The following is a 21,486-nucleotide window of genomic DNA, read 5'->3' as shown; positions in this document are numbered from 1 at the left end:
GCGGGCGGGGAGGCAGGGCCTCTTGACGGCGGCAGCGCCGGTGCGCCGGTACACCAGCGCGGTCCTACCCTGGTCCGGGGTCCGTCCACACGTCCTGGCATCCTTGGTGCCGACATGAGCACCGCATCCTCCTCCTCTTCCCTGCCGCGCAATCCCGTCGGCGGCCACGTCCCCGTGGCCGGCGGGCTGCACTCCGTCGGCCTGTCCTACGCCCGCGAGCTGAAGGCGGAGGCCGTGCAGGTCTTCGTCGCCAACCCGCGCGGCTGGGCCACCCCGGCCGGCAACCCGAAGCAGGACGAGGCCTTCCGCGAGGCCTGCGCGGCCGGGTCGGTCCCGGCGTACGTGCACGCGCCGTACCTGATCAACTTCGGCTCGCACACCGAGGCGACCGTGGAGCGGTCGGTCGAGTCGCTGCGGCACTCACTGCGCCGCGGGCGCGCCATCGGGGCACTCGGCGTGGTGGTGCACACCGGGAGCGCGACCGGCGGACGGGAGAGGCCGGTGGCGCTGAAGCAGGTGCGCGAGCACATGCTGCCGCTGCTCGACGAGCTGACCCACGACGACGACCCGTACCTGCTGCTGGAGTCGACGGCGGGGCAGGGCGCCTCCCTGTGCTCGCGGACCTGGGACTTCGGGCCGTACTTCGAGGCGCTGGACGCCCACCCGAAGCTGGGCGTGTGCCTGGACACCTGCCACATCTTCGCGGCCGGCCACGACCTGACCGGACCGTCCGGCATGCACCAGACGCTCGACCTGCTGGTGGACACCGTCGGCGAGGGCCGGCTGCGGCTGATCCACGCCAACGACTCCAAGGACGTGGCCGGCGCGCACAAGGACCGGCACGAGAACATCGGCGCCGGTCACATCGGCGAGGATCCGTTCCGCGCGCTGATGACGCACCCGGCGACCGACGGCGTGCCGCTGGTCATCGAGACGCCCGGCGGCAAGGAGGGGCACGCGGCGGACGTGGCGCGGCTGAAGAAGCTGCGCGACGGCTGATCCGCGAGGGCCCGCGACGGCTGACCCGCGCGGGCCGTACGGCGGGTCACGGCTCGGGGCCGTCCCCCGGCTCCTCCTGGTAGGAGTAGCGCTGCTCCCGCCAGGGGTCGCCGATGTTGTGGTACCCGCGCTCCTCCCAGAAGCCGCGCCGGTCGGCGGTCATGTACTCGATGCCGCGCACCCACTTCGGGCCCTTCCAGGCGTACAGGTGGGGCACCACCAGCCGCACCGGGAAGCCGTGCTCGGCGGTGAGCAGCTCGCCGTCCTTGTGGGTGGCGAAGAGGGTGCGCTCGGCGGCGAAGTCGGACAGCCTGAGGTTGGAGCTGAAGCCGTACTCGGCCCACACCATCACGTGGGTGACGGCGGGCGCGGGCGGGGCCAGCTCCAGGATCGTGGTGGCCGGGACGCCGCCCCACTCGGCGCCGAGCATGCTGAACTTCGTGACGCAGTGCAGGTCGGCGACGACCGTGGTGTAGGGCAGGGCGCCGAACTCGTCGTGGGTCCAGCCGTGCTTCTCGTCGTCGGTGGTGGCGCCGAAGACCCGGAACTCCCAGCGCTCGGGGCGGAACTTGGGAACCGGTCCGTAGTGCGTGACGGGCCAGCCGCGCTGCAGCCGCTGGCCGGGCGGGAGCTCGGACCATGACGCTCCTTGCGAACCGTCTTCTCCCGATCCGTGTTCCACCGGCTGACCCATGCCTCCATCCTGACAGACCCGGACCGATGCCCCTGACCCACCCCACTTACATTCGGGCGAAAGCCCGCAATACCGACTAAACCGACTAAGCCTGCACTTACTCACTAAGTCTAGACTTACTGGACGATCTTCGACGCCGGTGCAATCATGCCGCGCAACACGCCTGTTCCCGTTCGAAGGAGCGTCAAGCGATGCAGGGCGACCCGGAAGTCATCGAGTTCCTCAATGAGCAGCTGACCGCCGAGCTCACGGCCATCAACCAGTACTTCCTGCACGCGAAGCTGCAGGACCACAAGGGCTGGACCAAGCTCGCGAAGTACACGCGCGCGGAGTCCTTCGACGAGATGCGCCACGCCGAGGTGCTGACCGACCGCATCCTGCTCCTGGACGGCCTGCCGAACTACCAGCGGCTCTTCCACGTGCGGGTCGGCCAGAGCGTGACCGAGATGTTCCAGGCCGACCGGGAGGTCGAGCTGGAGGCGATCGACCGGCTGCGCCGGGGCATCGAGGTGATGCGGGCCAAGCACGACATCACGTCGGCCAACGTCTTCGAGGCGATCCTCGCCGACGAGGAGCACCACATCGACTACCTGGAGACCCAGCTCGACCTGATCGAGAAGCTGGGCGAGTCGCTGTACCTGTCGACGGTCATCGAGCAGACCCAGCCGGACCCGTCGGGACCGGGCTCCCTCTAGAGCCGGACATACGGGGCTAGGCCGCCTCGGGAAGCTCCGCGAGGACCGGGGCGCCCTGGTCGGCCAGCTGCCGGCGGGGGCAGGCGCCGCGCCCGAGCAGGGCCTGGATGCGGCGTACGCAGCCGCCGCAGTCGGTGCCCGCCTTGCAGGCGGAGGCGATCTGCCGGGGCGTGCACGCACCGGCCTCCGCGTGGCTCTTCACCTGTTCCTCGGTGACACCGAAGCAGCTGCAGACGAACACGCGGTTCACCTCCCGGGCGGGGTACAAGGTCGTGCCGTACCGACGACCGGAGGGCCCGACTGGTCGGTGAGGCAAACCTAACCTTACCCATGGCGCAAGGTCGGCAAAAGTGCGAGGGGCGCGGATCCCGTGTGACCCGCGCCCCATTTCACCGCCCCGCGATCATGCCCGCGGGGTCGGACCGTCACTGGTCCCGGTACATCTCCGCCACCAGGAACGCCAGGTCGAGCGACTGGCTGCGGTTGAGCCGCGGGTCGCAGGCCGTCTCGTAGCGCTGGTGCAGGTCGTCCACGAAGATCTCGTCGCCGCCGCCCACGCACTCGGTGACGTCGTCGCCGGTCAGTTCCACGTGGATGCCGCCCGGGTGGGTGCCGAGCGACTTGTGCACCTCGAAGAAGCCCTTGACCTCGTCGAGCACGTCGTCGAAGCGGCGGGTCTTGTGACCGGAGGCCGCCTCGTAGGTGTTGCCGTGCATCGGGTCGGTGATCCAGGCGACGGTGGCGCCGGAGGCGGTGACCTTCTCCACCAGCTCCGGGAGCTTGTCGCGGATCTTGTCCGCGCCCATCCGGACGATGAAGGTCAGCCGCCCGGGCTCGCGCTCCGGGTCCAGCCGCTCGATGTACTGCAGCGCCTCCTCGGCCGTGGTGGACGGGCCGAGCTTGATGCCGATCGGGTTGCGGATCCGCGAGGCGAACTCGATGTGCGCGTGGTCCAGCTGCCGGGTGCGCTCACCGATCCACACCATGTGGCCGGAGACGTCGTACAGCTGCCCGGTGCGCGAGTCGACGCGGGTGAGGGCCGACTCGTAGTCGAGCAGCAGCGCCTCGTGCGAGGAGAAGAACTCGACGGTCTGGAACTCGGCCGGGTCCGTGCCGCAGGCCCGCATGAAGTTCAGCGCGTTGTCGATCTCCCGGGCGAGCTGCTCGTAGCGCTGGCCGGAGGGGGACGACTTCACGAAGTCCTGGTTCCAGGCGTGCACCTGGCGCAGGTCGGCGTAGCCGCCGGTGGTGAAGGCGCGCACCAGGTTCAGCGTGGACGCCGAGGCGTGGTACATGCGCTTGAGCCGCTCGGGGTCCGGGATCCGGGCCGCCTCGGTGAAGTCGAAGCCGTTGACGGAGTCGCCGCGGTAGGTCGGCAGCGTCACGCCGTCGCGGGTCTCGGTCGGCTTGGAGCGGGGCTTGGAGTACTGCCCGGCGATCCGGCCGACCTTCACCACGGGCACGGACGCGGCGTAGGTGAGGACGGCGCCCATCTGGAGGAGGGTCTTGAGCTTCGCCCTGATGTGTTCGGCGGACACGGCGTCGAACGACTCGGCGCAGTCGCCGCCCTGGAGGACGAACGCCTCCCCCCGGGCGACCGCGGCCATGCGGGCACGCAACTGGTCGCACTCTCCGGCGAACACGAGCGGCGGATACGATTCGAGCTCGGCGATCACATCGCGCAGAGCCTCGGCATCCGGGTACTCGGGCTGCTGCGCCGCGGGCAGGCTTCGCCATGTCGCCTGAGCGGCGACGCTTCGGGAATCAGCGTTCACGGTCACGCGCTCAACAGTACGCGGTCGGCCGGAGCGTCCATTACCACGCCCAGTCCGTGAGACGGGCGTACCCCGTCGGCGGGGTACGCCCGTCAGCCCCGTGCGTGCGGGGAGCAAACCGCGCCCGTCTGCAGCAGTGTCGTGAGCTTCGGGCCATCCCCGCACGAGCGGGGAGCACGACGGGACCGACGACGCGTCGGTGCTCCGCGACACGGCTTCTCGCCTGGCACGACAAGCGAGACGCACCCCCGGCGCGGGCCGCCTCGACCGGCTTGGTAACCTCACCCGCCTTCCGAGTTCGCGTCACAGCCGACTCGCGGACATATTCATATCGAGCGCACACCGGGGTGGGGTTTTGAGCGCGGAGCACCGAAGAAACCGCAACAAGAAGAGACTGCTCGTCTACGGCGTCGCCTCGGCGGTGGTCGTGGCCGCCACGACGGGCACCCTGGCCCTGGCCTCGCCGGGCCTCCTCGGCCTGGACGCCGACCAGGCCGCGGCCGCGCCTGCCGGGGCCCGGCTGCAGAGCGAGTTCGAGCAGGCCGCCGAGGAGTTCGACGTTCCGCAGAGCGTGCTGATGGCGGTCTCGTACCGGCAGACGCGCTGGGAGGACCACGACGGGCTGCCGAGCACCACCGGCGCGTACAACGTCATGGGGCTCACGGACGTCGACGCGGACAGCCTGGAGAACGACGGCGCCGCCGAGGAGCGCGAGCACCGGCTCGAGCACATGAACCGCAGCGGCGACCCGGTCGTCGAGAAGCACTTCGACGCCGACAAGGCGCTCGAGAGCCTCGACGAGAAGCCCGTCGACACCGACGACCCGCGGCTGCACACCCTGGACGAGGCGGCCGGCCTCATCGACGCCTCCACCGAGAAGGTGCAGAGCGACACCGGCGAGAGCATCCGGGCGGGCGCCGCTCTGCTGGCCCAGTACCAGAAGGACGCCACCGGCTCGCTGCCCGAGGACCCCGGCGCGTGGTACCCGGCCGTGGCCCGCGCCAGCCAGGCCCCGGACACCAAGGGCGCGCAGCTCTTCGCGCAGCGCGTGTTCGAGTCGATCAAGACCGGTGAGCAGCGCGTCACCGTGGACGGCCAGGCCCTCACCCTGCCGGCCGACCCGGCGGTGAAGCCGAAGAAGACGACGGACCTGGAGCTGGCCGCGGCCTCCGCCGCCCCGGCCCCCGAGTGCCCGTCCGGCCTGAACTGCGACTTCCGTCCCGCCGCCTACAAGCAGAACGGCGGCATCGACGACTGGGGCAACTACAACGTCGCGAGCCGCCCCACGGCCGGCCACGAGATCACCTCGATCGTGATCCACGACACCGAGGGCAGCTACAGCAGCGCGCTCGGCGTCTTCCAGAACTCCCTGTCGTACGCCAGCGCCCACTACCTGATCCGCGCCTCCGACGGTCTGGTCACCCAGATGGTCGAGACGAAGAACGAGGCCTGGCACGCGGCCAACAAGACCCTCAACATGCACTCGATCGGCATCGAGCACGAGGGCTACGCGATCAAGGACGGCAGCTGGTACACCGAGCCGCAGTACGAGTCCTCGGCCGCGCTGGTGAAGTACCTGGCCGGCAAGTACGACATCCCGCTGGACCGTGAGCACATCCTGGGCCACGACGAGGTCCCGGGCGTCCTGGACGGCAACGTGAAGTCCCAGCACTGGGACCCGGGCCCCTTCTGGGACTGGAACCACTACATGGGCCTGCTGGGCGCGCCCACCGGCGCCGGTGGCGCGGGCGGCCCGTACAAGACGGGGCAGGTGATCCGCGTCGTCCCGCCGTTCACCACGGCGAACCAGCCGAAGATCACCAACGGGGGCTCCTCGGTCCCCGCGCAGCCCGCGAACTTCACCTACCTCTACACCTCTCCGTCCACCGGCTCGGCCACGCTCACCGACCCGTACCTGGGCAGCCAGACCTGGACCGAGGGCTGGAACTGGGGCAACAAGGTCCTGGCCGGCGGCGAGTACGTGGTCGCCGAGGCACGGCGGGACTGGACGGCCATCTGGTACGGCGGCAAGAAGGCCTGGTTCTCCAACCGGAACGGCGGCTTCGCCACCGCCGTCGGCACCCCGGACGTGGTCACGGCCAAGGCGGGAGCCAGCTCGGTCCCGGTGTACGGACGCGCCTACCCCGAGGACGGCGCGTACGCCGGCACCGGAGTGCCGGTCCAGAGCAGGAACAACGAGTCGCTGACGAAGTACGGCGTCCTCGCCGGGCAGAAGTACGCCCTGGCCGGCGGCGCCATGAAGGGCTCCTACTACAACAGCGGCAACATCGACGGTTCGGGCGAGGGTTCGCGCACGGTGGTCGTGGGCGACACCTCGTACTACCCGATCCGCTTCAACCACCGCATCGGCTACGTCCGCACGGCCGACGTCCAGCTGGTCAAGGGCACCGCGCCCGACCCCGGCACCGACCGGTACAACCTCCTCGGCCGGGACGCGTCGGGCGTGCTGTGGCAGTACCAGGGCACCGGCAGCGCCTCCTCGCCGTTCTTCGGCCGCTTCCGCGTCGGCGGCGGCTGGGACACCTACAACGCGATAACGACGCTGACGGCGCTGCGCGCCGACGGCACCGGCGACATGGTGGCCCGCGACAAGAGCGGTGTGCTCTGGTACTACAAGGGCAGCGGCAACCCGTCCGCGCCGTTCGAGCGCCGCACCAGGGTCGGCGGCGGCTGGTCCGTCTACGACGTGATCACCGGCGCCCGGGACATCACGGGTGACGGAAAGCCGGACCTGATCGCCCGCGACAAGAGCGGCGGGCTCTGGCTCTACCAGGGCACCGGCAACGCCTCCGCCCCCTTCCGGACCAAGTCCGCCATCGGCAGCGGCTGGAACACGTACACCGCGCTGACCGACACCGGCGACCTCACCGGCGACGGCAGGCCCGACCTCGTCGCCCGCGACAAGAACGGTGTCCTGTGGCTCTACAAGGGCAAGGCCAACGCGGCGTCCCCGTACGAGCGCCGCACCAGCATCGGCAGCGGCTGGAACACCTACAACGTGCTGCGCGGCCCCAGCGACCTGAACCGGGACGGCAGGCCCGACCTCGTCGGCCGTGACAAGAACGGCGTGCTCTATTTCTACAAGGGCACCGGCAGCGCCTCGGCGCCGTTCGAGCGCCGCACCACGATCGGCACCGGCTGGAACACGTACGGCCTGATCATCTGAGGCGTCCGCCGGTGATCCACCGGCGATCCGGCGCACCGTCCGCGGCGTCGCGGCCGTCCCGCATCGCGGGATGTGCCGCGGCGCCGCGCGCGCATGCGCTAGGGTCGGCGGCATGTTCGCGCACTCGACCCGGAACTGGTGGTGGACCGCTCACCCGGCGGCCCACTGACTGCGCGCGACTCAAGACTCGCGAAGGCCGCCCGAGGGGCGGCCTTCGGTGTTTTCGAGCCCGGGTCCGTTCCTCCTCACCGACGAACCGAGAAGGACACGGACCCATGACACCGCTCGACAGCCTGCTGACCGGCACCCGACCCTTCGCCCTGCTGCGCCGCCGCGCGCCCGGCCGCGACCACGACGTCGTGGAACTGCTCCTCGGCCCGGTCACGGAGCACGGCAGACTCGCCGACCTGCCCGACGAGGGGCTGGCGCTCGTCCCCTTCCGGCAGATCCGCGAGCGCGGCTTCGACGTCCGCGACGACGGCACCCCCCTGCTGGTGCTCACCCCCGAGGAGCGCCACGACATCCCGCTCGGCGAGGCGTTGGCGCAGCTGCCCGCGCACGAGGTGAGGGTCGAGGGCGGCGGCTTCGACGTCGGCGACGAGGAGTACGCGCGGATCGTCGGCCGGGTGCTCGACGAGGAGATCGGCCGCGGCGAGGGCGCCAACTTCGTGATCCGGCGGACGTACGAGGGGCGGATCCCCGGGTTCGGGCGGGCCGACGCCCTGGCCCTGTTCCGGCGGCTCCTGGCGGGCGAACGGGGCGCGTACTGGACGTTCGTCGTGCACACCGGGGACCGCACGCTGGTGGGGGCCAGCCCGGAGGTGCACGTGCGGATGTCCGGGGGCACGGTCGTCATGAACCCGATCAGCGGCACGTACCGCTACCCCGCCGAGGGGCCGACGCCCGAGCACCTGCTCGACTTCCTGGCCGACGGCAAGGAGATCGAGGAGCTGTCGATGGTCGTCGACGAGGAACTGAAGATGATGTGCACGGTCGGCGACATGGGCGGGGTGGTGGTCGGCCCGCGGCTCAAGGAGATGGCGCACCTCGCGCACACCGAGTACGAGCTGCGCGGGAAGTCGTCCCTGGACGCGCGGGAGGTGCTGCGGGAGACCATGTTCGCGGCGACGGTCACCGGCTCGCCGGTGCAGAACGCCTGCCGGGTCATCGAGCGGCACGAGACCGGCGGGCGGGGCTACTACGCGGGCGCGCTCGCGCTGCTGGGCCGGGACCCGGGTGACGGGCCGGGGCAGCCGGGCCCCCAGACCCTGGACTCCCCCATCCTGATCCGCACCGCCGACATCGACGCGGCCGGGCGGCTGCGGGTGCCGGTCGGCGCCACGCTGGTGCGCGGCTCGGACCCGGCGGGCGAGGTCGCGGAGACCCACGCCAAGGCGGCCGGCGTGCTGGCGGCGCTGGGCGTACGCCCGTCCCGGCCGCGTACGGAGGCCGGGCGTCCGCGGCTGGCCGACGACCCCCGGGTGCGGGCCGCGCTGGACGGGCGCCGCGCCTCCTTGGCCCCGTTCTGGCTGCGGATGCAGGAGCCGTCGGCCGAGCTGTCCGGGCACGCCCTGGTCGTCGACGCGGAGGACACCTTCACGGCGATGCTCGCGCACGTGCTGCGCTCCTCGGGGCTCGCGGTGAGCGTACGGCGGTACGACGAACCGGGGCTGCGCGAGGCGGTGCTCGGGCACCAGGGCGGTCCGGTGGTGCTGGGGCCGGGTCCCGGTGACCCCTCCGACCCGGCCGACCCGAAGATGCGCTTCCTGCGGTCCCTGACCGCCGAGGTGCTCGGGGCGAACCGGCACGGCGTCCTCGGCGTCTGCCTCGGGCACGAGCTGATCGCGGCGGAGCTGGGGCTGGACATCGTCCGCAAGGAGGTGCCGTACCAGGGGGCGCAGACGGAGATCGACCTGTTCGGGCGGCCGGAGACGGTCGGCTTCTACAACAGCTTCACCGCGCGCTGCGACGACGGAACGGCCCGGGAGCTGGCCGCCCGCGGCATCGAGGTGAGCCGCTCGGCGGCCGGCGAGGTGCACGCGCTGCGGGGCGGCGGCTTCGCGGGCGTCCAGTTCCACCCCGAGTCGGTGCTGACCCTGAACGGCACCGCGATCGTGCGGGAGCTGGCCGGTCAGCTGCGCGGTACGAGCACGTTCTCCGAGCGGCGGCCCTCCCGGTAGTCGAGGACGTTGCGCACCGTCGTGCCGACGATCTGGCCGACGGCGTCCTCGGTGTAGTAGGCCTGGTGCGAGGTGACCAGGACGTTCGGGAAGGTGACGAGGCGGGCCAGGGTGTCGTCCTCGACGGCCTCCAGGGACTTGTCGAGGAAGAACAGGCCCGCCTCCGCCTCGTACACGTCCAGGCCGACGCCGGCGAAGCGGCCCGCGCGCAGTTCGCCGACGAGGGCCGCGGTGTCGATCAGGCCGCCGCGGCTGGAATTGATCAGGATGGCGTCGTCGCGCATCGCCTTCAGGGCGGTCGCGTCGATCAGGTGCCGGGTCTCGGCCATCAGCGGGACGTGCAGGGTGATCAGGTCGGAGCGGGCCAGCAGCTCGTCCTTGGCGACGTAGCGCATGCCCAGTTCGGCGCAGGCCGGGTTCTCGGCGACGTCCCAGCCGAGCAGCCGCATGCCGAAGCCGTGGGCGATCCGGGCGAAGGCCTCGCCGATCTTGCCGGTGCCGAGGACGCCGGCGGTGCGGCCGTGCAGGTCCCGGCCCATCAGTCCGTCGAGCCGGAAGTCGAAGTCGCGGGTGCGGATGGAGGCGCGCACGATCCGCCGGTTGACGGCCATGGCGAGGGCCCAGGCGAACTCGGCGACCGAGTGGGGCGAGTAGTACGACACCCGGGCGACGGTCATGCCGAGCCGGTCGGCGGTGTCCAGGTCGACGTTGTTGAAGCCGGTGGAGCGCTGGGCCACCATCCGGGTGCCGCCGGCCGCGAGGATCTCCAGAACGGCCGCGCCGAGGTCGGCGTTGACGGACGTGGAGACGATCTCGTGGCCGGCCGCGATGGGGGCGGTGTCCTCGTTGAGGAAGACGTCCAGGCAGCGGACGTCCTCGTGGTCGCGGAAGGCCCGCTCGATCAGGGGCTTCTCGTCGGCCTGGACGCCGAAGGCAAGGATCTCCATGACCGCTCCCGTCGTGGTGGGCTCCGGGCCGAATATACGGCCCTCGGACCGCCGTCGCCGGTCAGCGGCCGTTCCGCCGGACGTCAGCCGAAGAACACGCCGACCTCCTCGTACAGCGCCGGGTCGACGGTCTTCAGCCGGGCCGTGGCCTCGGCGATCGGGACGCGGACGATGTCCGTGCCGCGCAGGGCGACCATCTTGCCGAAGTCCCCGTCGTGCACGCAGTCGACGGCGTGCAGTCCGAAGCGGGTGGCGAGCCAGCGGTCGAAGGCGCTGGGCGTGCCGCCGCGCTGGACGTGGCCGAGGACGGTGGTGCGGGCCTCGTTGCCGGTGCGCTTCTCGATCTGCTTGGCCAGCCATTCGCCGACCCCGGACAGCCGGACGTGCCCGTAGGAGTCCAGCGACTCGTCCTTGAGCACCATGTCGCCGTCGCGCGGCATCGCGCCCTCGGCGACGACCACGATCGGGGCGTAGGAGGCCCGGAACCGGGAGGTCACCCAGGAGCACACCTGCTCGACGTCGAAGCGCTGCTCGGGGATGAGGATGACGTTGGCGCCGCCGGCCAGGCCCGAGTGGAGGGCGATCCAGCCGGCGTGCCGGCCCATGACCTCGACGACCAGGACGCGCATGTGGGACTCGGCGGTGGTGTGCAGCCGGTCGATGGCCTCGGTGGCGATGCCGACGGCGGTGTCGAAACCGAAGGTGTAGTCGGTGGCGGACAGGTCGTTGTCGATGGTCTTGGGGACGCCGACGCAGGGCACGCCGTACTCGTCGGCGAGGCGGGTGGCGACGCCGAGGGTGTCCTCGCCGCCGATGGTGATGAGGGCCTCGACGCCGAGTGCGGCGAGGTTGTCCTTGATGCGCCGGATGCCGTCCCGCTGCTTGAGCGGGTTGGTGCGGGAGGAGCCGAGGACGGTGCCGCCGCGGGGCAGGATGCCGCGGACGGCCGGGATGTCGAGCGGGACGGTGTCGCCCTCCAGGGGGCCGCGCCAGCCGTCCCGGAAACCGGTGAAGTCGTAGCCGTACTCCTGGACGCCCTTGCGGACGACGGCCCGGATGACGGCGTTGAGCCCGGGGCAGTCGCCGCCTCCGGTCAGTACTCCGACCTTCATCGCACAACCCCTTTGCCAGGGTGGGTGGTTGAGGCCAATGTCCCGCGTGGGTCAGGCGTCGTCCAGACCCCGTTCGATCGCGTACCGCACCAGCTCCACCCGGTTGTGCAGCTGGAGCTTGCCGAGGGTGTTCTGGACGTGGTTCTGCACGGTGCGGTGGGAGATGACGAGGCGTTCGGCGATCTGCTTGTAGCTCAGGCCCTTGGCGACCAGGCGCAGCACCTCGGTCTCCCGGTCGGTGAGCCGGGGCGCGCCGGGGTCGTCGGAGCCCGCGGCGGGGGCCGGTTCGGAGGCCAGGCGGCGGTACTCCCCGAGGACCAGCCCGGCGAGCCCGGGGGTGAAGACCGGGTCGCCCGCGGCCGTGCGGCGCACCGCGTCCCTCAGTTCCTCGGTGGAGGCGGACTTCAGCAGGTATCCGGTCGCGCCGGACTTGACCGCCTCCAGTACGTCGGCGTGCTCCCCGCTCGCCGAGAGCACGAGCACGCGCAGCTTCGGGTCGGTGCCGACGGCCTCCTTGCAGACCTGGACGCCCGGCCTGCCGGGCAGGTTGAGGTCGAGGACGAGGACGTCGGGGGCGGCGGCCCGGGCGCGGCGCACCGCCTGGTCGCCGTCGCTCGCGGTGGCGACCACGTCGAAGCCGGACTCGGCGAGGTCCCGGGCGACCGCGTCGCGCCACATCGGGTGGTCGTCGACCACCATGACCTTGATCGGGTCCCGGCGGCCGGGGTCCCGCCGCTCGGGGTCGTGTCGTTCGGGGTCGTGTCGTTCACTCATGGTCCGCTGCCTTCCCCCGCGCGGTGGTACCGGCGTTCTTCTTCGGTGCCTTCAGTTCGACCTCCGTGCCCTGTCCGGGCACCGAGATCAGCTCGGCCGTGCCGCCGAGGTCGCGCAGCCGCCCGCGGATCGACAGGGCCACGCCGAGCCGTCCCTCGCCCTCGGCCTCGGCGAGCCGCCCCGGCGGGATGCCCGGCCCCTCGTCGCGGACGGTGACGATCACCTCGTCCGGTTCGTCCTCGACCAGGATCCAGGCGCGGGCCCGCTCGCCGACGTGCTCGCGGACATTGTCCAGCGCGGCGCCCACGGCGGCGGCCAGTTCCCGCGCGGCACCCGGAGCCAGGAGGACCGGGGCGCCCGGATCGGCGAGGTTCACCAGGGAGCCGGCGTACGGGGCGAGCAGGGCACGCAGGTCGACGGGACCGTCCGGGTCCGTCCCCTCCCGTTCCTCGACCACCCGTACGAGCGCGCCGTCGGCGGCGTCCTCGGAGACCCGGGAGACGGGCACCAGGCCGCCGGAGACCAGGGTGCGCAGGGCCACCTCCTGCTCACCGGCCAGCCGGCCCAGCTCGGCCGCCTCGCCGCCGATGACGGCGCCCCGGCGCTGCACCATCGCCAGCACCTGGAGGACGCTGTCGTGGATGTCCCGGGCCAGCCGCTCGCGTTCCCTGGTCGCCGCCTCGATCTCCAGGGCGCGGGCGAGGGTGCGCTCGGAGGCGCGGGCGACCTCGACGACGTAGCCGATGGCGATGGAGGCGACCCAGACGAGGATGACGTTGTGGACGGTGTCGCGGGCCGGGGTGCCGCGTTCGACGAGGTTGGCGACGGCGACGAGGGTGGAGGCGACGGCCGCCCAGCGCCAGCCGCCCTTGACGGCGAAGGCCAGCACGGACCCGGCGGTCCATATCGACGGCAGGGTCGGGCCGCCGTCCGCGACGCGTTGGTGGGCGTCGGCGAAGGGTGTGAGCAGGATGCCGGCCAGCGCGATGGTGAGGTCGGCGGTGAGGAAGCGCTTGGTGCAGCTCGCCGCGTTGGCGAGCTTGGGGAGGGTGGCCAGGGTCCACACGAAGAGGACCGCGTAGTAGGCGACGGCGAGCCAGGGGCGGGCGAAGCCGGAGTAGGCGGTGGCGAAGAAGCCGATCGCGTACAGCATGGTGAGCACGCGGTAGCCGGCGAGCGCGCGCCACAGCGGCTGCTCGACCGACATCCTCATGACTCTCTCGCGCCTGGCCATGTCCCCCCCTCCCCGGGCCCCCGTGTCCGGTGCCGTCCGAACTACGTGCCGGCCCGGTCCGTCCCGGCCTTCGCCGCCTTGTCGTTCTTGGCCGCCTTGTCGTTCTTGGCCGCCTTCTCGGCCTTCGCCGCCTTCTCGGCCTTCGCCGCCTTCTCGGCCTTCGCCGCCTCCGCGAGCTGCCGCTTCATGGCGGTCGCGTACATGTCGACGTACTCCTGGCCGGAGAGCTTCATGATCTCGTACATGACCTCGTCGGTCACCGCGCGGAGTACGAAGCGGTCGTGCTCCATGCCCTGGTAGCGGGAGAAGTCCAGCGGCTTGCCGATGCGGATGCCGGGCCGCATCAGCTTCGGCATCACCTGGCCGGGCGGCTGGATCTTCTCGGTGTCGATCATGGCGACCGGGACGACGGGCGCCCCGGTGGCGAGGGCCACGCGGGCCAGCCCGCCCGGCTTGCCGCGGTAGAGGCGCCCGTCCGGGGAGCGGGTGCCCTCGGGGTAGATCCCGAACAGCTCGCCGCGCTCCAGGACCTCTATGCCGCTCTTGATGGCGGCCTCCCCCGCACCGCGCGCGCCGGAGCGGTCCACCGGGAGCTGGCCCACGCCCTTGAAGAAGGCGGCGGTCAGCCGGCCCTTGACCCCGGGGGTGTTGAAGTACTCGGCCTTGGCGATGAAGGTCACCTTGCGGTCGAGGACGGCCGGCAGGAAGAACGAGTCGGAGAACGACAGGTGGTTGCTCGCCAGGATGGCGGGTCCGTCGGCCGGGATGTGCTCCAGGCCCTCCACCCAGGGCCGGAAGGCGAGCTTCAGCGACCCCCCGACGGTGACCTTCATCGCGCCGTACAACAACCCAGTGCCTCCCGTGTCCGTGGGTCAGACCTTATCCCGGGACACCGTCAATGGCCCCGACGGCCCTGGTCGGTGTCCGTGCGGTCGCGTACGGTGAAAGACCCGCGAGTACCCCTGACGACAGGAGACCGAGACGTGTCGGTCCTGCCCGGAGCCGAGCCGTTCCGCCACGAGGGCGGTGACGTCGGCGTCCTCCTCTGTCACGGTTTCACCGGTTCCCCGCAGTCGCTGCGCCCCTGGGCCCGGTACCTTGCCGCGCGCGGCCTGACCGTGTCGCTGCCGCTGCTGCCCGGGCACGGCACGCGCTGGCAGGACATGCAGGTCACCGGCTGGCAGGACTGGTACGCGGAGGTGGACCGCGAGCTGCGTGCCCTGCGCGAGCGCTGCGAGCGCGTCTTCGTGGCCGGTCTGTCCATGGGCGGCGCGCTGGCACTGCGGCTGGCCGCCAAGCACGGGGACGCGGTGTCGGGCGTCGTCGTCGTCAACCCGGCGAACAAGATGCACGGCGTCGCCCAGCACGCCCTTCCGGTCCTGCGCCACCTGGTGCCCGCGACGAAGGGCATCGCCAGCGACATCGCCAAGCCGCTCAGCACGGAGCTGGGGTACGACCGGGTGCCGCTGCACTCGGCGCACTCGCTGCGCGCCTTCTTCCGGCTGGCCGACGGCGACCTGCCGCAGGTGACCCAGCCGCTGCTGCTGCTGCGCAGTCCGCAGGACCACGTGGTGCCGCCGGCCGACTCGGCGCGGATCCTGGGCCGGGTGTCGTCGACGGACGTGACGGAGATCCTGCTGGAACAGAGCTACCACGTGGCGACGTTGGACCACGATGCGGACCGGATCTTCGCTGAGAGCGTCGCGTTCATCGGCCGGCTCGCGCCCGGTTCCGTCGGGGAACCGGAGTCCGGTCTCGGCAAGGAAGGGACGGCCGCAGGTGGCTGAGCACGACTCCGACCGCGAGGACCGCGAGGAGCGGGACCTGGAGCGGGAGCACCGCGAGGGACGGGAGCGCGCGGCGGACGGCGGGCCCGAGGCGCAGGACGCGCCGTTCGACGAGGACGCCGCCTGGGCCTCGATCGTCGCCGGGTACGGGGAGGAGCCCCCGGACCCGCCGGGCGCCAAGCCGTTCAAGTCGGTCGAGGACCTGGCGCTGCTCGAACCCGAGGTGAACGACGAGAAGCCCTCGGCGGACCGGCCCTCCTCGGACCGGCCGCTGGGGAGTTCCGTCGCGTTCGCCCCCGGCGTCGGCCCCCGCGACCACGCGCCCGCAGAGCCGTCCGACGACGACTTCGACGCGGACGACGAGGGCCACTTCGTGCCGCCCGAGCCGCCGCCGCTGCCCGAGACCGATCCCACCTCGAAGTTCGCCTGGCTGGGCGTGCTCGGCGGCCCGGTGCTGCTCCTGCTGGCGGTGGTGCTCGGCTGGGACATGACCTGGTGGCTGACGACCCTGAGCATCGGCGGTTTCCTCGGCGGCTTCGCCACCCTGGTCGTGCGGATGCGGACGGGCGACGAGGACGACGACGATCCGGGGCGGGGCGCGGTGGTGTAGCCGGGTGGCCGGCCGGACCCCGGGTCAGGCGGTCGCGGGTACGCGGAGGGCGGTCAGGACCGGAAGGTGGTCCGTGGCCGCCCTCAGGTCGTCCTCGGCCACCCCGGCCAGTCCCGACGGCACTCCGCAGCCCAGCACCTCGATGCCCTCGGTGACGAAGACCGCGTCGATCCGGCGGTCCGGGGCGGTCGCGGGGAAGGTGTACTCGCCGCCCCAGGGCGCGGCGGTCCAGCAGTCGCGCAGCCCTTCGCCGAGCCGCCGGAAGGTGCGGCCGCCGGGGCGCTCGTTCAGGTCGCCGCCCGCCACGGCGTGCTTCACGCCGAGGGCGGCCAGGTGGTCGAGGAGCAGCCCGGCCTGTTCGTGGCGCTCGTCCGCGTCCAGGGACAGGTGGGAGCTGAGTACGCCGATGCGGGCGCCGCCGATCCGGACCACGGCGGCGGCCATGCCCCGGCGGTGCCGGCCGGGGGTGAGCGGGAGCAGCACGTCCTCGGTGCGCTCCACGGTGGCCCGCAGGGAGCAGAGCAGCGCGGGGCCGGCGGCGGTTCCGCCGCCGGAGAGCAGGACCAGATCGCCGGCGGCGGCGAGCCGGGTGATCTTCTTGCGCCAGCGGAAGAAGCGGGGGGCCTCCTGGAGGAGGACCAGGTCGGGCGCGCAGGCCTTGATGACGCGGGCGAGGGCGTCGGTGTCGTCGCGCAGTGAGCGGATGTTGTAGCTCAGGACGCGGATGACCGCGGAACCGTCGGGTTCCGTGCGGGAGTTGGGGAGCGCCGGGAGGGATGTTGCCATGCCGTCAATTTACGGGAACGCATGATCAGGCGCCTCATGGGTCGGGGCGCGGGGTTCCTGGGCGACTGCCGGTTCGTCGTGGCTGGTCGCGCAGTTCCCCGCGCCCCTCGGGTGAGCGCAGCTCCCGGAGTCGGGAAGTGATCGTCACATGATCGGGTCGGGTTCTCTCGCCAGGTCGGCGGCGCCGACCAGGCCGGCCTTGTTGCCGAGTTGGGCGGCGATCACGTCGGCGACCGGGCGCCAGTTGCCGCCGACCAGCCAGCGCTTGTAGGACTTGCGGATCGGGTCGAGGACCAGGTCGCCCTCGTCCGAGAGGCCGCCGCCGACGATGAAGGCGGACGGGTCGAAGAGCGAGGCCAGGTCGGCGAGACCGGCCCCGGCCCAGCGGGCCAGCTCCCGGTAGGAGTCGACGGCGACCGGGCAGCCCTGGCGGGCGGCGACCGAGATGTGCTTGCCCTCGATGCCGTCGGGGGTGCCGTCGCCGAGGGCGAGCAGCACCTCGGCGCGCTCGGGGGTGGCGTTGGCGCGCTGCTTGGCGTACCTCACCAGCGCCCGCCCCGACGCGTACTGCTCCCAGCAGCCCTGCGAGCCGCAGCCGCACAGCAGGCCGTCCGGCACCATGCGGATGTGGCCGAACTCCGCGGCCACGCCGAAGTGGCCGCGGCGCAGCTTGTTGCCGATGATGATGCCGCCGCCGAGGCCGGTGCCCAGGGTGATGCAGATGACGTTGCGGTGGCCCTTGCCGCCGCCGAACTTGTACTCGCCCCAGGCCGCGGCGTTGGCGTCGTTCTCCACGACGACCGGGAGGCCGACGCGGGCCTCGACCTTCTCCTTGAGCGGCTCCTGGCGCCAGTCGATGTTGGGCGCGAAGTAGACCGTGGAGCGCTGGCGGTTGACGTATCCGGCGGCGCCGATGCCCACTGCGACGATCTCGTGCCCCACTCGCGCGCCCTCGACCGCGGAGGCGATGGCGTCCACGATGGCCTCGGGTGTGGTGGGGGTCGGCACCTTGTGGGTCGAGAGGATGTTGCCTTCCTCGTCGACCACGCCGGCCGCGATCTTCGTGCCGCCGATGTCGACGCCGATGGTGAGTCCCATGAATCCCTCAGTTCGGTCGAGCCCCGCTAAGGGCAACCGTACCCGAGGCAGGACTCAGTCCAGGTCGATGCGCTGCCCCGGGCCGGTGCCTCCGTCGCCCTCGTCGCGGCCGTCGGTGCCGCGTTCGTCCAGGTCACGTGGGTCGCTCGGGTCCTTGGGCGCGGTGTCCCCGGTGGTCCAGCGGCGTTCCTGGTTCTGGACGGCGGAGCGGTAGGCGGCGAGCAGTTCACCACCGGCGGCGGCGAGGTGGTCGAACAGGTCCGGGTTGCGCTCGATGACCGGTTCGACGGCGGCCTTGGCCTGCTGGACGACCTGCCGGACCACCTGCTGGGCGGCGGGTCCGGCGACCTGGCCGAGCAGGGGGGACTGGAGACCGGACAGCTTGTCCGCGACGGTGTCGACGAGCCGGCGCAGCTCCTCGGCGGCCGAGCCGGGCGGAGGCCCGTACGCGGCCCGGCGGCGGGCCTTCTCGGCCTCCAGGTCCTCGGCGCACGCGGTCGCCCAGGCGTCGGCGTCGCTCGCACCCGGCTCCTGTGCCGCCCCGCGCGTCTCGCCGGTCGCTCGCGTCTCGCCGGTCGCTCGCGTCTCGTCGGTCGCTCGCGTCTCGTCGACCGCGTCGGCCTCGTCGGGGCGGGGGGCCTCGGACGGGGGGAGCTCTTCGCTCATGACGGACTCCTGACTACGGTTCGTCCTTACGACGTTACCCGAACGGGCCCGCGCTCCGGGGCTCCGCGGGTCATCGCCCCCGCGGCCACAGTTCCGGGTCGGGCGCGAACCGGACGGCGAGCGTGCCGTCGCGCAGGGCGGCCCCGTCTACGGTGCAGCGGCGCAGCGCCGACGGCAGCGGGACGGTGCGGCGGAACGGCCCGGCGGCGACGGCCAGTTCGTCGCCGCGGCGGACCAGGTCGAGCTCCTCGCGTACGGCGCCGGGCAGCGGGATGTGCCAGACCAGCACGCCGTCCTCGGCCAGCCGGTCGGTGACGGGCCACTCGACCGGGGAGGCGTCCGGGTTGACGCCCGGCACGGCGAGGGCCGCGAGGTCGTCCGTGCCGCGCGGGTCGTGGCCGAGATGGGCCACGGCGCGGACGTCGTACGCCCCCCGCCACTCCTCCAGGGTCTTGCGCTGCTGGGCGAGGGGGCCGCTGAGCCAGCTGTCCGCCGGGGTGTCCTCGGGCAGCACGCGGTTGGCGACGAGCAGGTCGGTGCGCAGTCCGCGCAGGGCCAGGCCGAGGGTGGTGGTGCGGACGGCGTCGGCTCCGGCGGGTCCGGGCTCGGCGACCAGCCGTACCACGGTGTTCCGGTCGGCCAGGACGGATTCGGCGGCGGCGAGTTCCAGGTCCCAGCGGGCGGCGGCCTCGTACAGCGCCTCGGTCGGCATGGGGACGCCGGCGAGCCGGCCGAGGACCGGGCGCAGGGCGCGGGCGGCCTGCCGCTCGGGCGGGAGCAGGCGGCGCAGGGCGCGGCGCAGTTCCTCGGGGGCGGCGAGCAGGGCGAGGGCGCGCGGGGCGGGCGGCAGGTCGACGACGAGGAGGTCGTGCGCCTCGGCGAGGGCGGCCTCGCGCAGAGCACGCAGCAGGGCGAGGTCGTCGGCCCCGGGCAGCGGGGTGAGTTCCTCGGGGTCGAGGCGGGCGGCGCCGAGGAGGTCGAGCGCGGAGGCGGCGCGGTCCTGGAGGGCGGCGAGGGCGTCCCGGAAGCCCTGGGCGGCGTCGGGGCGCCAAGCGGTGAGGCCGGGTTCGACGGAGGTCGGGGCCGGGCCGGTGCGCACGCCGAGTGCGGCGCCGAGGGTGTCGTCGCGGTCGGTTCCGAGGACGAGGGTGCGGGTGCCCTGCCGGGCCGCGGTGAGCGCGGTGGCGGCGGCGACGGTGGTACGGCCGGTGCCGCCGGGGCCCGTGATCAGGAGGGTGCGCATGGGGGTGAACGGTACCGGTGCGTCGGCGGTGCCGGGGTGCCGCTGCGGAGGAGGGTTCGCAGCCCGGCGGCGCGGGGTGCCGCTGCGGCCCACCCGCGCCACCCCCGGGGGTGCCTCCCGGGCCGCTCAGGCGCTGAGGCAGGCCCGACTGCCCGCAGCTACGGCGGGCTCGGCCGCCCGCGGTTGCGTCGGCGGCGGCGGTCCGCGGCCGCGTTACTTCGACTCGACCCGCTTCTTCAGGCCTGCCAGGGCCCGGTCGATGATGACCTTCTCCGCCTTGCGCTTGATCATGCCGAGCATCGGGATCTTGACGTCCACCGTGAGCCGGTAGGTGACCTCCGTGCCGGTGCCCGCCGGGCGGAGCAGGTAGGAGCCGTCGAGGGAGCGCAGCATCTGGGACTTCACCAGCGTCCAGGACACCTCGTGCTCACCGGTCCAGGTGTACCCCAGCGTCTGGTCGTCCTTGATCGCTCCGGCGTCCATGACGAGCCGGACCTGCTCGGCACGCCCCTGTTCGTCGGTCGCGAGGACCTGCGCCTCCTTCACCTCGCCGGTCCAGTCCGGGTAGCGGGCGAAGTCGGCGATCACCGCCATCACGTCGGCCGGTGCCGCCTCGATGGTGATGCTCGAGCTGGTGTGTTCCGCCATCGCCGTGGCTCCTCCGGATGCGGGCCGCTACTGAGGTCGTCGTGCGCCCGTCGCGCGCACGTGTGTGCCGCGTGAAGGCTATCGCGCACGGGGAGGCCGCATGCCACCACCCACCTGCGCGGCTGAACCGCACCCGGTCACCACTCCAGCGCCCACGGCCGCCCGCTCGACGCGAAGTGGCCGACGTTCACGCATTCGGTCGCCCCGACGCGCATCCGCCGTACCAGCGGCTGGTGGACGTGCCCGAACAGGGCGTAGCGCGGGCGGGTGCGGCGGATGGCGTCCAGCAGCGCGCGGCTGCCCCGCTCGAAGCGCCGGGCGACCGTGTCGTAGACCAGTTCCGGCACCTCGGGCGGGATGTGGGTGCACAGCACGTCCACCTCGCCGACGGCCTCGATCTTCGCGGCGTACTCCTCGTCGCTGATCTCGTACGGCGTGTTCATCGGGGTCCGCAGGCCGCCGCCGACGAACCCGAAGACGCGGCCGCCGATCTCCACCCGCTCCCCGTCGAGCACGGTGGTGCCGGGCCCGGCGTACTCGGGCCACAGCGGGGGCACGTCGACGTTGCCGTAGGTGGCGTACGTCGGGGTGGGGAAGGCGGCGAACAGCTCGGCGTACTGCTTGCGCACCGCCCGCTCGATCAGCTCGCGCGGCTCCCCGCCGGCCTCCGCCCACAGCCGCCTGCCGAACTCCCGCGCCTCCTCGAAGCGGCGGGCGGTGCGCAGCGCGACGATGCGGTCGGCGTTCGCGACGCCGAACAGGTCGGGGAAGATGCCGCGCGAGTGGTCGGCGTAGTCGAGGAAGAGGACCAGGTCCCCGAGGCAGATCAGGGCGTCGGCGCCGTCGCCGGCCCGGGCCAGGTCGCGGGCATTGCCGTGGACGTCGCTGACCACGTGGACGCGCGTGCTCGTGTTACGGGGCGGTGTGGGTGCCATGGCGATCAAGCGTAAGCAGCGCGCGCGTGCTGTGAACAGTGGCGGTCGGACCTGCGGTTACTGGCTGGTCCGTTGATCCGTCGACTACTGTGCGCAAAGCAAACCCCGTCCGTGTG

At 72.4% G+C, this 21,486-nt stretch carries 21 protein-coding genes; 7 read left to right on the top strand and 14 right to left on the bottom strand.

All coding sequences use genetic code 11. The features are described from left to right. Nucleotides 1–114 precede the first annotated feature (114 nt). Nucleotides 115–999, top strand: a complete 885-nt coding sequence (locus tag R2E43_RS27805; RefSeq protein ID WP_319128783.1) for a deoxyribonuclease IV — start codon at nucleotides 115–117, stop codon at nucleotides 997–999. A gap of 46 nt (nucleotides 1,000–1,045) precedes the next feature. Here the strand turns inward: R2E43_RS27805 and R2E43_RS27800 are convergent, their stop codons facing one another. After that, nucleotides 1,046–1,693 (bottom strand): sulfite oxidase-like oxidoreductase, encoded by a 648-nt coding sequence (locus R2E43_RS27800; protein WP_003976704.1) that lies wholly within the window; start codon nucleotides 1,691–1,693, stop codon nucleotides 1,046–1,048. Nucleotides 1,694–1,884: 191 nt separating this feature from the next. Here R2E43_RS27800 and bfr point away from each other — a divergent pair, with 191 nt between their 5' ends. Beyond that, complete coding sequence (gene bfr, locus R2E43_RS27795; RefSeq protein WP_003976703.1) at nucleotides 1,885–2,388, top strand: bacterioferritin; 504 nt, start codon at nucleotides 1,885–1,887, stop codon at nucleotides 2,386–2,388. A gap of 16 nt (nucleotides 2,389–2,404) precedes the next feature. Here bfr and R2E43_RS27790 read toward each other — a convergent pair whose 3' ends face one another. After that, nucleotides 2,405–2,638 (bottom strand): (2Fe-2S)-binding protein, encoded by a 234-nt coding sequence (locus R2E43_RS27790; RefSeq protein WP_030869393.1) that lies wholly within the window; start codon nucleotides 2,636–2,638, stop codon nucleotides 2,405–2,407. 175 nt (nucleotides 2,639–2,813) lie between these two features. After that, nucleotides 2,814–4,169: a class II 3-deoxy-7-phosphoheptulonate synthase gene (locus R2E43_RS27785; RefSeq protein ID WP_030869397.1), complete on the bottom strand. Its 1,356-nt coding sequence runs from the start codon at nucleotides 4,167–4,169 to the stop codon at nucleotides 2,814–2,816. 349 nt (nucleotides 4,170–4,518) lie between these two features. Between R2E43_RS27785 and R2E43_RS27780 the strand changes: the two genes are divergently transcribed. From R2E43_RS27780 to R2E43_RS27775, 3 genes are all read left to right on the top strand, one after another. Then, nucleotides 4,519–7,350, top strand: coding sequence for an N-acetylmuramoyl-L-alanine amidase (locus tag R2E43_RS27780; protein WP_332056683.1), 2,832 nt, complete (start codon nucleotides 4,519–4,521; stop codon nucleotides 7,348–7,350). Nucleotides 7,351–7,420: 70 nt separating this feature from the next. Continuing rightward, nucleotides 7,421–7,519, top strand: a complete 99-nt coding sequence (locus tag R2E43_RS39035; RefSeq protein WP_078653289.1) for a trp operon leader peptide — start codon at nucleotides 7,421–7,423, stop codon at nucleotides 7,517–7,519. A gap of 106 nt (nucleotides 7,520–7,625) precedes the next feature. Further along, nucleotides 7,626–9,530 (top strand): phenazine-specific anthranilate synthase component I, encoded by a 1,905-nt coding sequence (locus tag R2E43_RS27775; protein WP_011028148.1) that lies wholly within the window; start codon nucleotides 7,626–7,628, stop codon nucleotides 9,528–9,530. Here the strand turns inward: R2E43_RS27775 and R2E43_RS27770 are convergent. From R2E43_RS27770 to R2E43_RS27750, 5 genes are all read right to left on the bottom strand, one after another. Continuing rightward, nucleotides 9,482–10,477: a 2-hydroxyacid dehydrogenase gene (locus R2E43_RS27770; RefSeq protein WP_003976697.1), complete on the bottom strand. Its 996-nt coding sequence runs from the start codon at nucleotides 10,475–10,477 to the stop codon at nucleotides 9,482–9,484. The two genes, R2E43_RS27775 and R2E43_RS27770, sit on opposite strands and share 49 nt — an antisense overlap. Nucleotides 10,478–10,560: 83 nt before the next feature. Further along, the gene (locus tag R2E43_RS27765; RefSeq protein ID WP_003976696.1) at nucleotides 10,561–11,589 is read right to left on the bottom strand and encodes a 6-phosphofructokinase; all 1,029 of its coding nucleotides are present in this window, start codon (nucleotides 11,587–11,589) and stop codon (nucleotides 10,561–10,563) included. Nucleotides 11,590–11,640: 51 nt separating this feature from the next. After that, nucleotides 11,641–12,363, bottom strand: a complete 723-nt coding sequence (locus R2E43_RS27760) for a response regulator (RefSeq protein ID WP_332056682.1) — start codon at nucleotides 12,361–12,363, stop codon at nucleotides 11,641–11,643. Then, nucleotides 12,356–13,597 carry a MacS family sensor histidine kinase gene (gene macS / locus R2E43_RS27755; protein ID WP_003976694.1) on the bottom strand — a complete coding sequence of 414 codons (1,242 nt, stop codon included), beginning with the start codon at nucleotides 13,595–13,597 and terminating at the stop codon, nucleotides 12,356–12,358. Before macS ends, R2E43_RS27760 begins: the two co-directional genes overlap by 8 nt. Nucleotides 13,598–13,638: 41 nt before the next feature. Beyond that, entirely contained in the window at nucleotides 13,639–14,430 is a 792-nt protein-coding gene (locus R2E43_RS27750; protein WP_003976693.1) for a lysophospholipid acyltransferase family protein, read from the bottom strand. Nucleotides 14,431–14,580: 150 nt separating this feature from the next. Between R2E43_RS27750 and R2E43_RS27745 the strand changes: the two genes are divergently transcribed. Both R2E43_RS27745 and R2E43_RS27740 read left to right on the top strand, forming a co-directional pair. Next, nucleotides 14,581–15,384 (top strand): alpha/beta hydrolase, encoded by an 804-nt coding sequence (locus tag R2E43_RS27745; RefSeq protein ID WP_003976692.1) that lies wholly within the window; start codon nucleotides 14,581–14,583, stop codon nucleotides 15,382–15,384. After that, nucleotides 15,377–15,994: a hypothetical protein gene (locus R2E43_RS27740; RefSeq protein WP_003976691.1), complete on the top strand. Its 618-nt coding sequence runs from the start codon at nucleotides 15,377–15,379 to the stop codon at nucleotides 15,992–15,994. The genes R2E43_RS27745 and R2E43_RS27740 overlap by 8 nt, the downstream gene beginning before the upstream one ends. Before the next feature lie 24 nt (nucleotides 15,995–16,018). Here R2E43_RS27740 and R2E43_RS27735 read toward each other — a convergent pair whose 3' ends face one another. From R2E43_RS27735 to R2E43_RS27710, 6 genes are all read right to left on the bottom strand, one after another. Then, nucleotides 16,019–16,780, bottom strand: a complete 762-nt coding sequence (locus R2E43_RS27735) for an endonuclease/exonuclease/phosphatase family protein (protein ID WP_332056681.1) — start codon at nucleotides 16,778–16,780, stop codon at nucleotides 16,019–16,021. 144 nt (nucleotides 16,781–16,924) lie between these two features. Then, entirely contained in the window at nucleotides 16,925–17,878 is a 954-nt protein-coding gene (locus R2E43_RS27730) for an ROK family glucokinase (protein WP_003976689.1), read from the bottom strand. Nucleotides 17,879–17,932: 54 nt separating this feature from the next. Next, on the bottom strand, nucleotides 17,933–18,544 hold the full coding sequence (locus tag R2E43_RS27725) for a carbon catabolit repression protein (RefSeq protein WP_136208127.1): 612 nt from the start codon (nucleotides 18,542–18,544) through the stop codon (nucleotides 17,933–17,935). A gap of 70 nt (nucleotides 18,545–18,614) precedes the next feature. Beyond that, on the bottom strand, nucleotides 18,615–19,787 hold the full coding sequence (locus R2E43_RS27720; RefSeq protein WP_030869408.1) for an ArsA family ATPase: 1,173 nt from the start codon (nucleotides 19,785–19,787) through the stop codon (nucleotides 18,615–18,617). Nucleotides 19,788–20,000: 213 nt separating this feature from the next. Next, complete coding sequence (locus R2E43_RS27715; RefSeq protein ID WP_003976686.1) at nucleotides 20,001–20,435, bottom strand: SRPBCC family protein; 435 nt, start codon at nucleotides 20,433–20,435, stop codon at nucleotides 20,001–20,003. A 137-nt stretch (nucleotides 20,436–20,572) separates the two neighbouring features. Continuing rightward, the gene (locus R2E43_RS27710) at nucleotides 20,573–21,328 is read right to left on the bottom strand and encodes a metallophosphoesterase family protein (RefSeq protein ID WP_016326024.1); all 756 of its coding nucleotides are present in this window, start codon (nucleotides 21,326–21,328) and stop codon (nucleotides 20,573–20,575) included. Nucleotides 21,329–21,486 lie beyond the last annotated feature (158 nt).

The organism is Streptomyces violaceoruber, assembly GCF_033406955.1.
Classification (GTDB): domain Bacteria; phylum Actinomycetota; class Actinomycetes; order Streptomycetales; family Streptomycetaceae; genus Streptomyces; species Streptomyces violaceoruber.
This window is presented reverse-complemented; position numbering and strand designations above follow the sequence as displayed.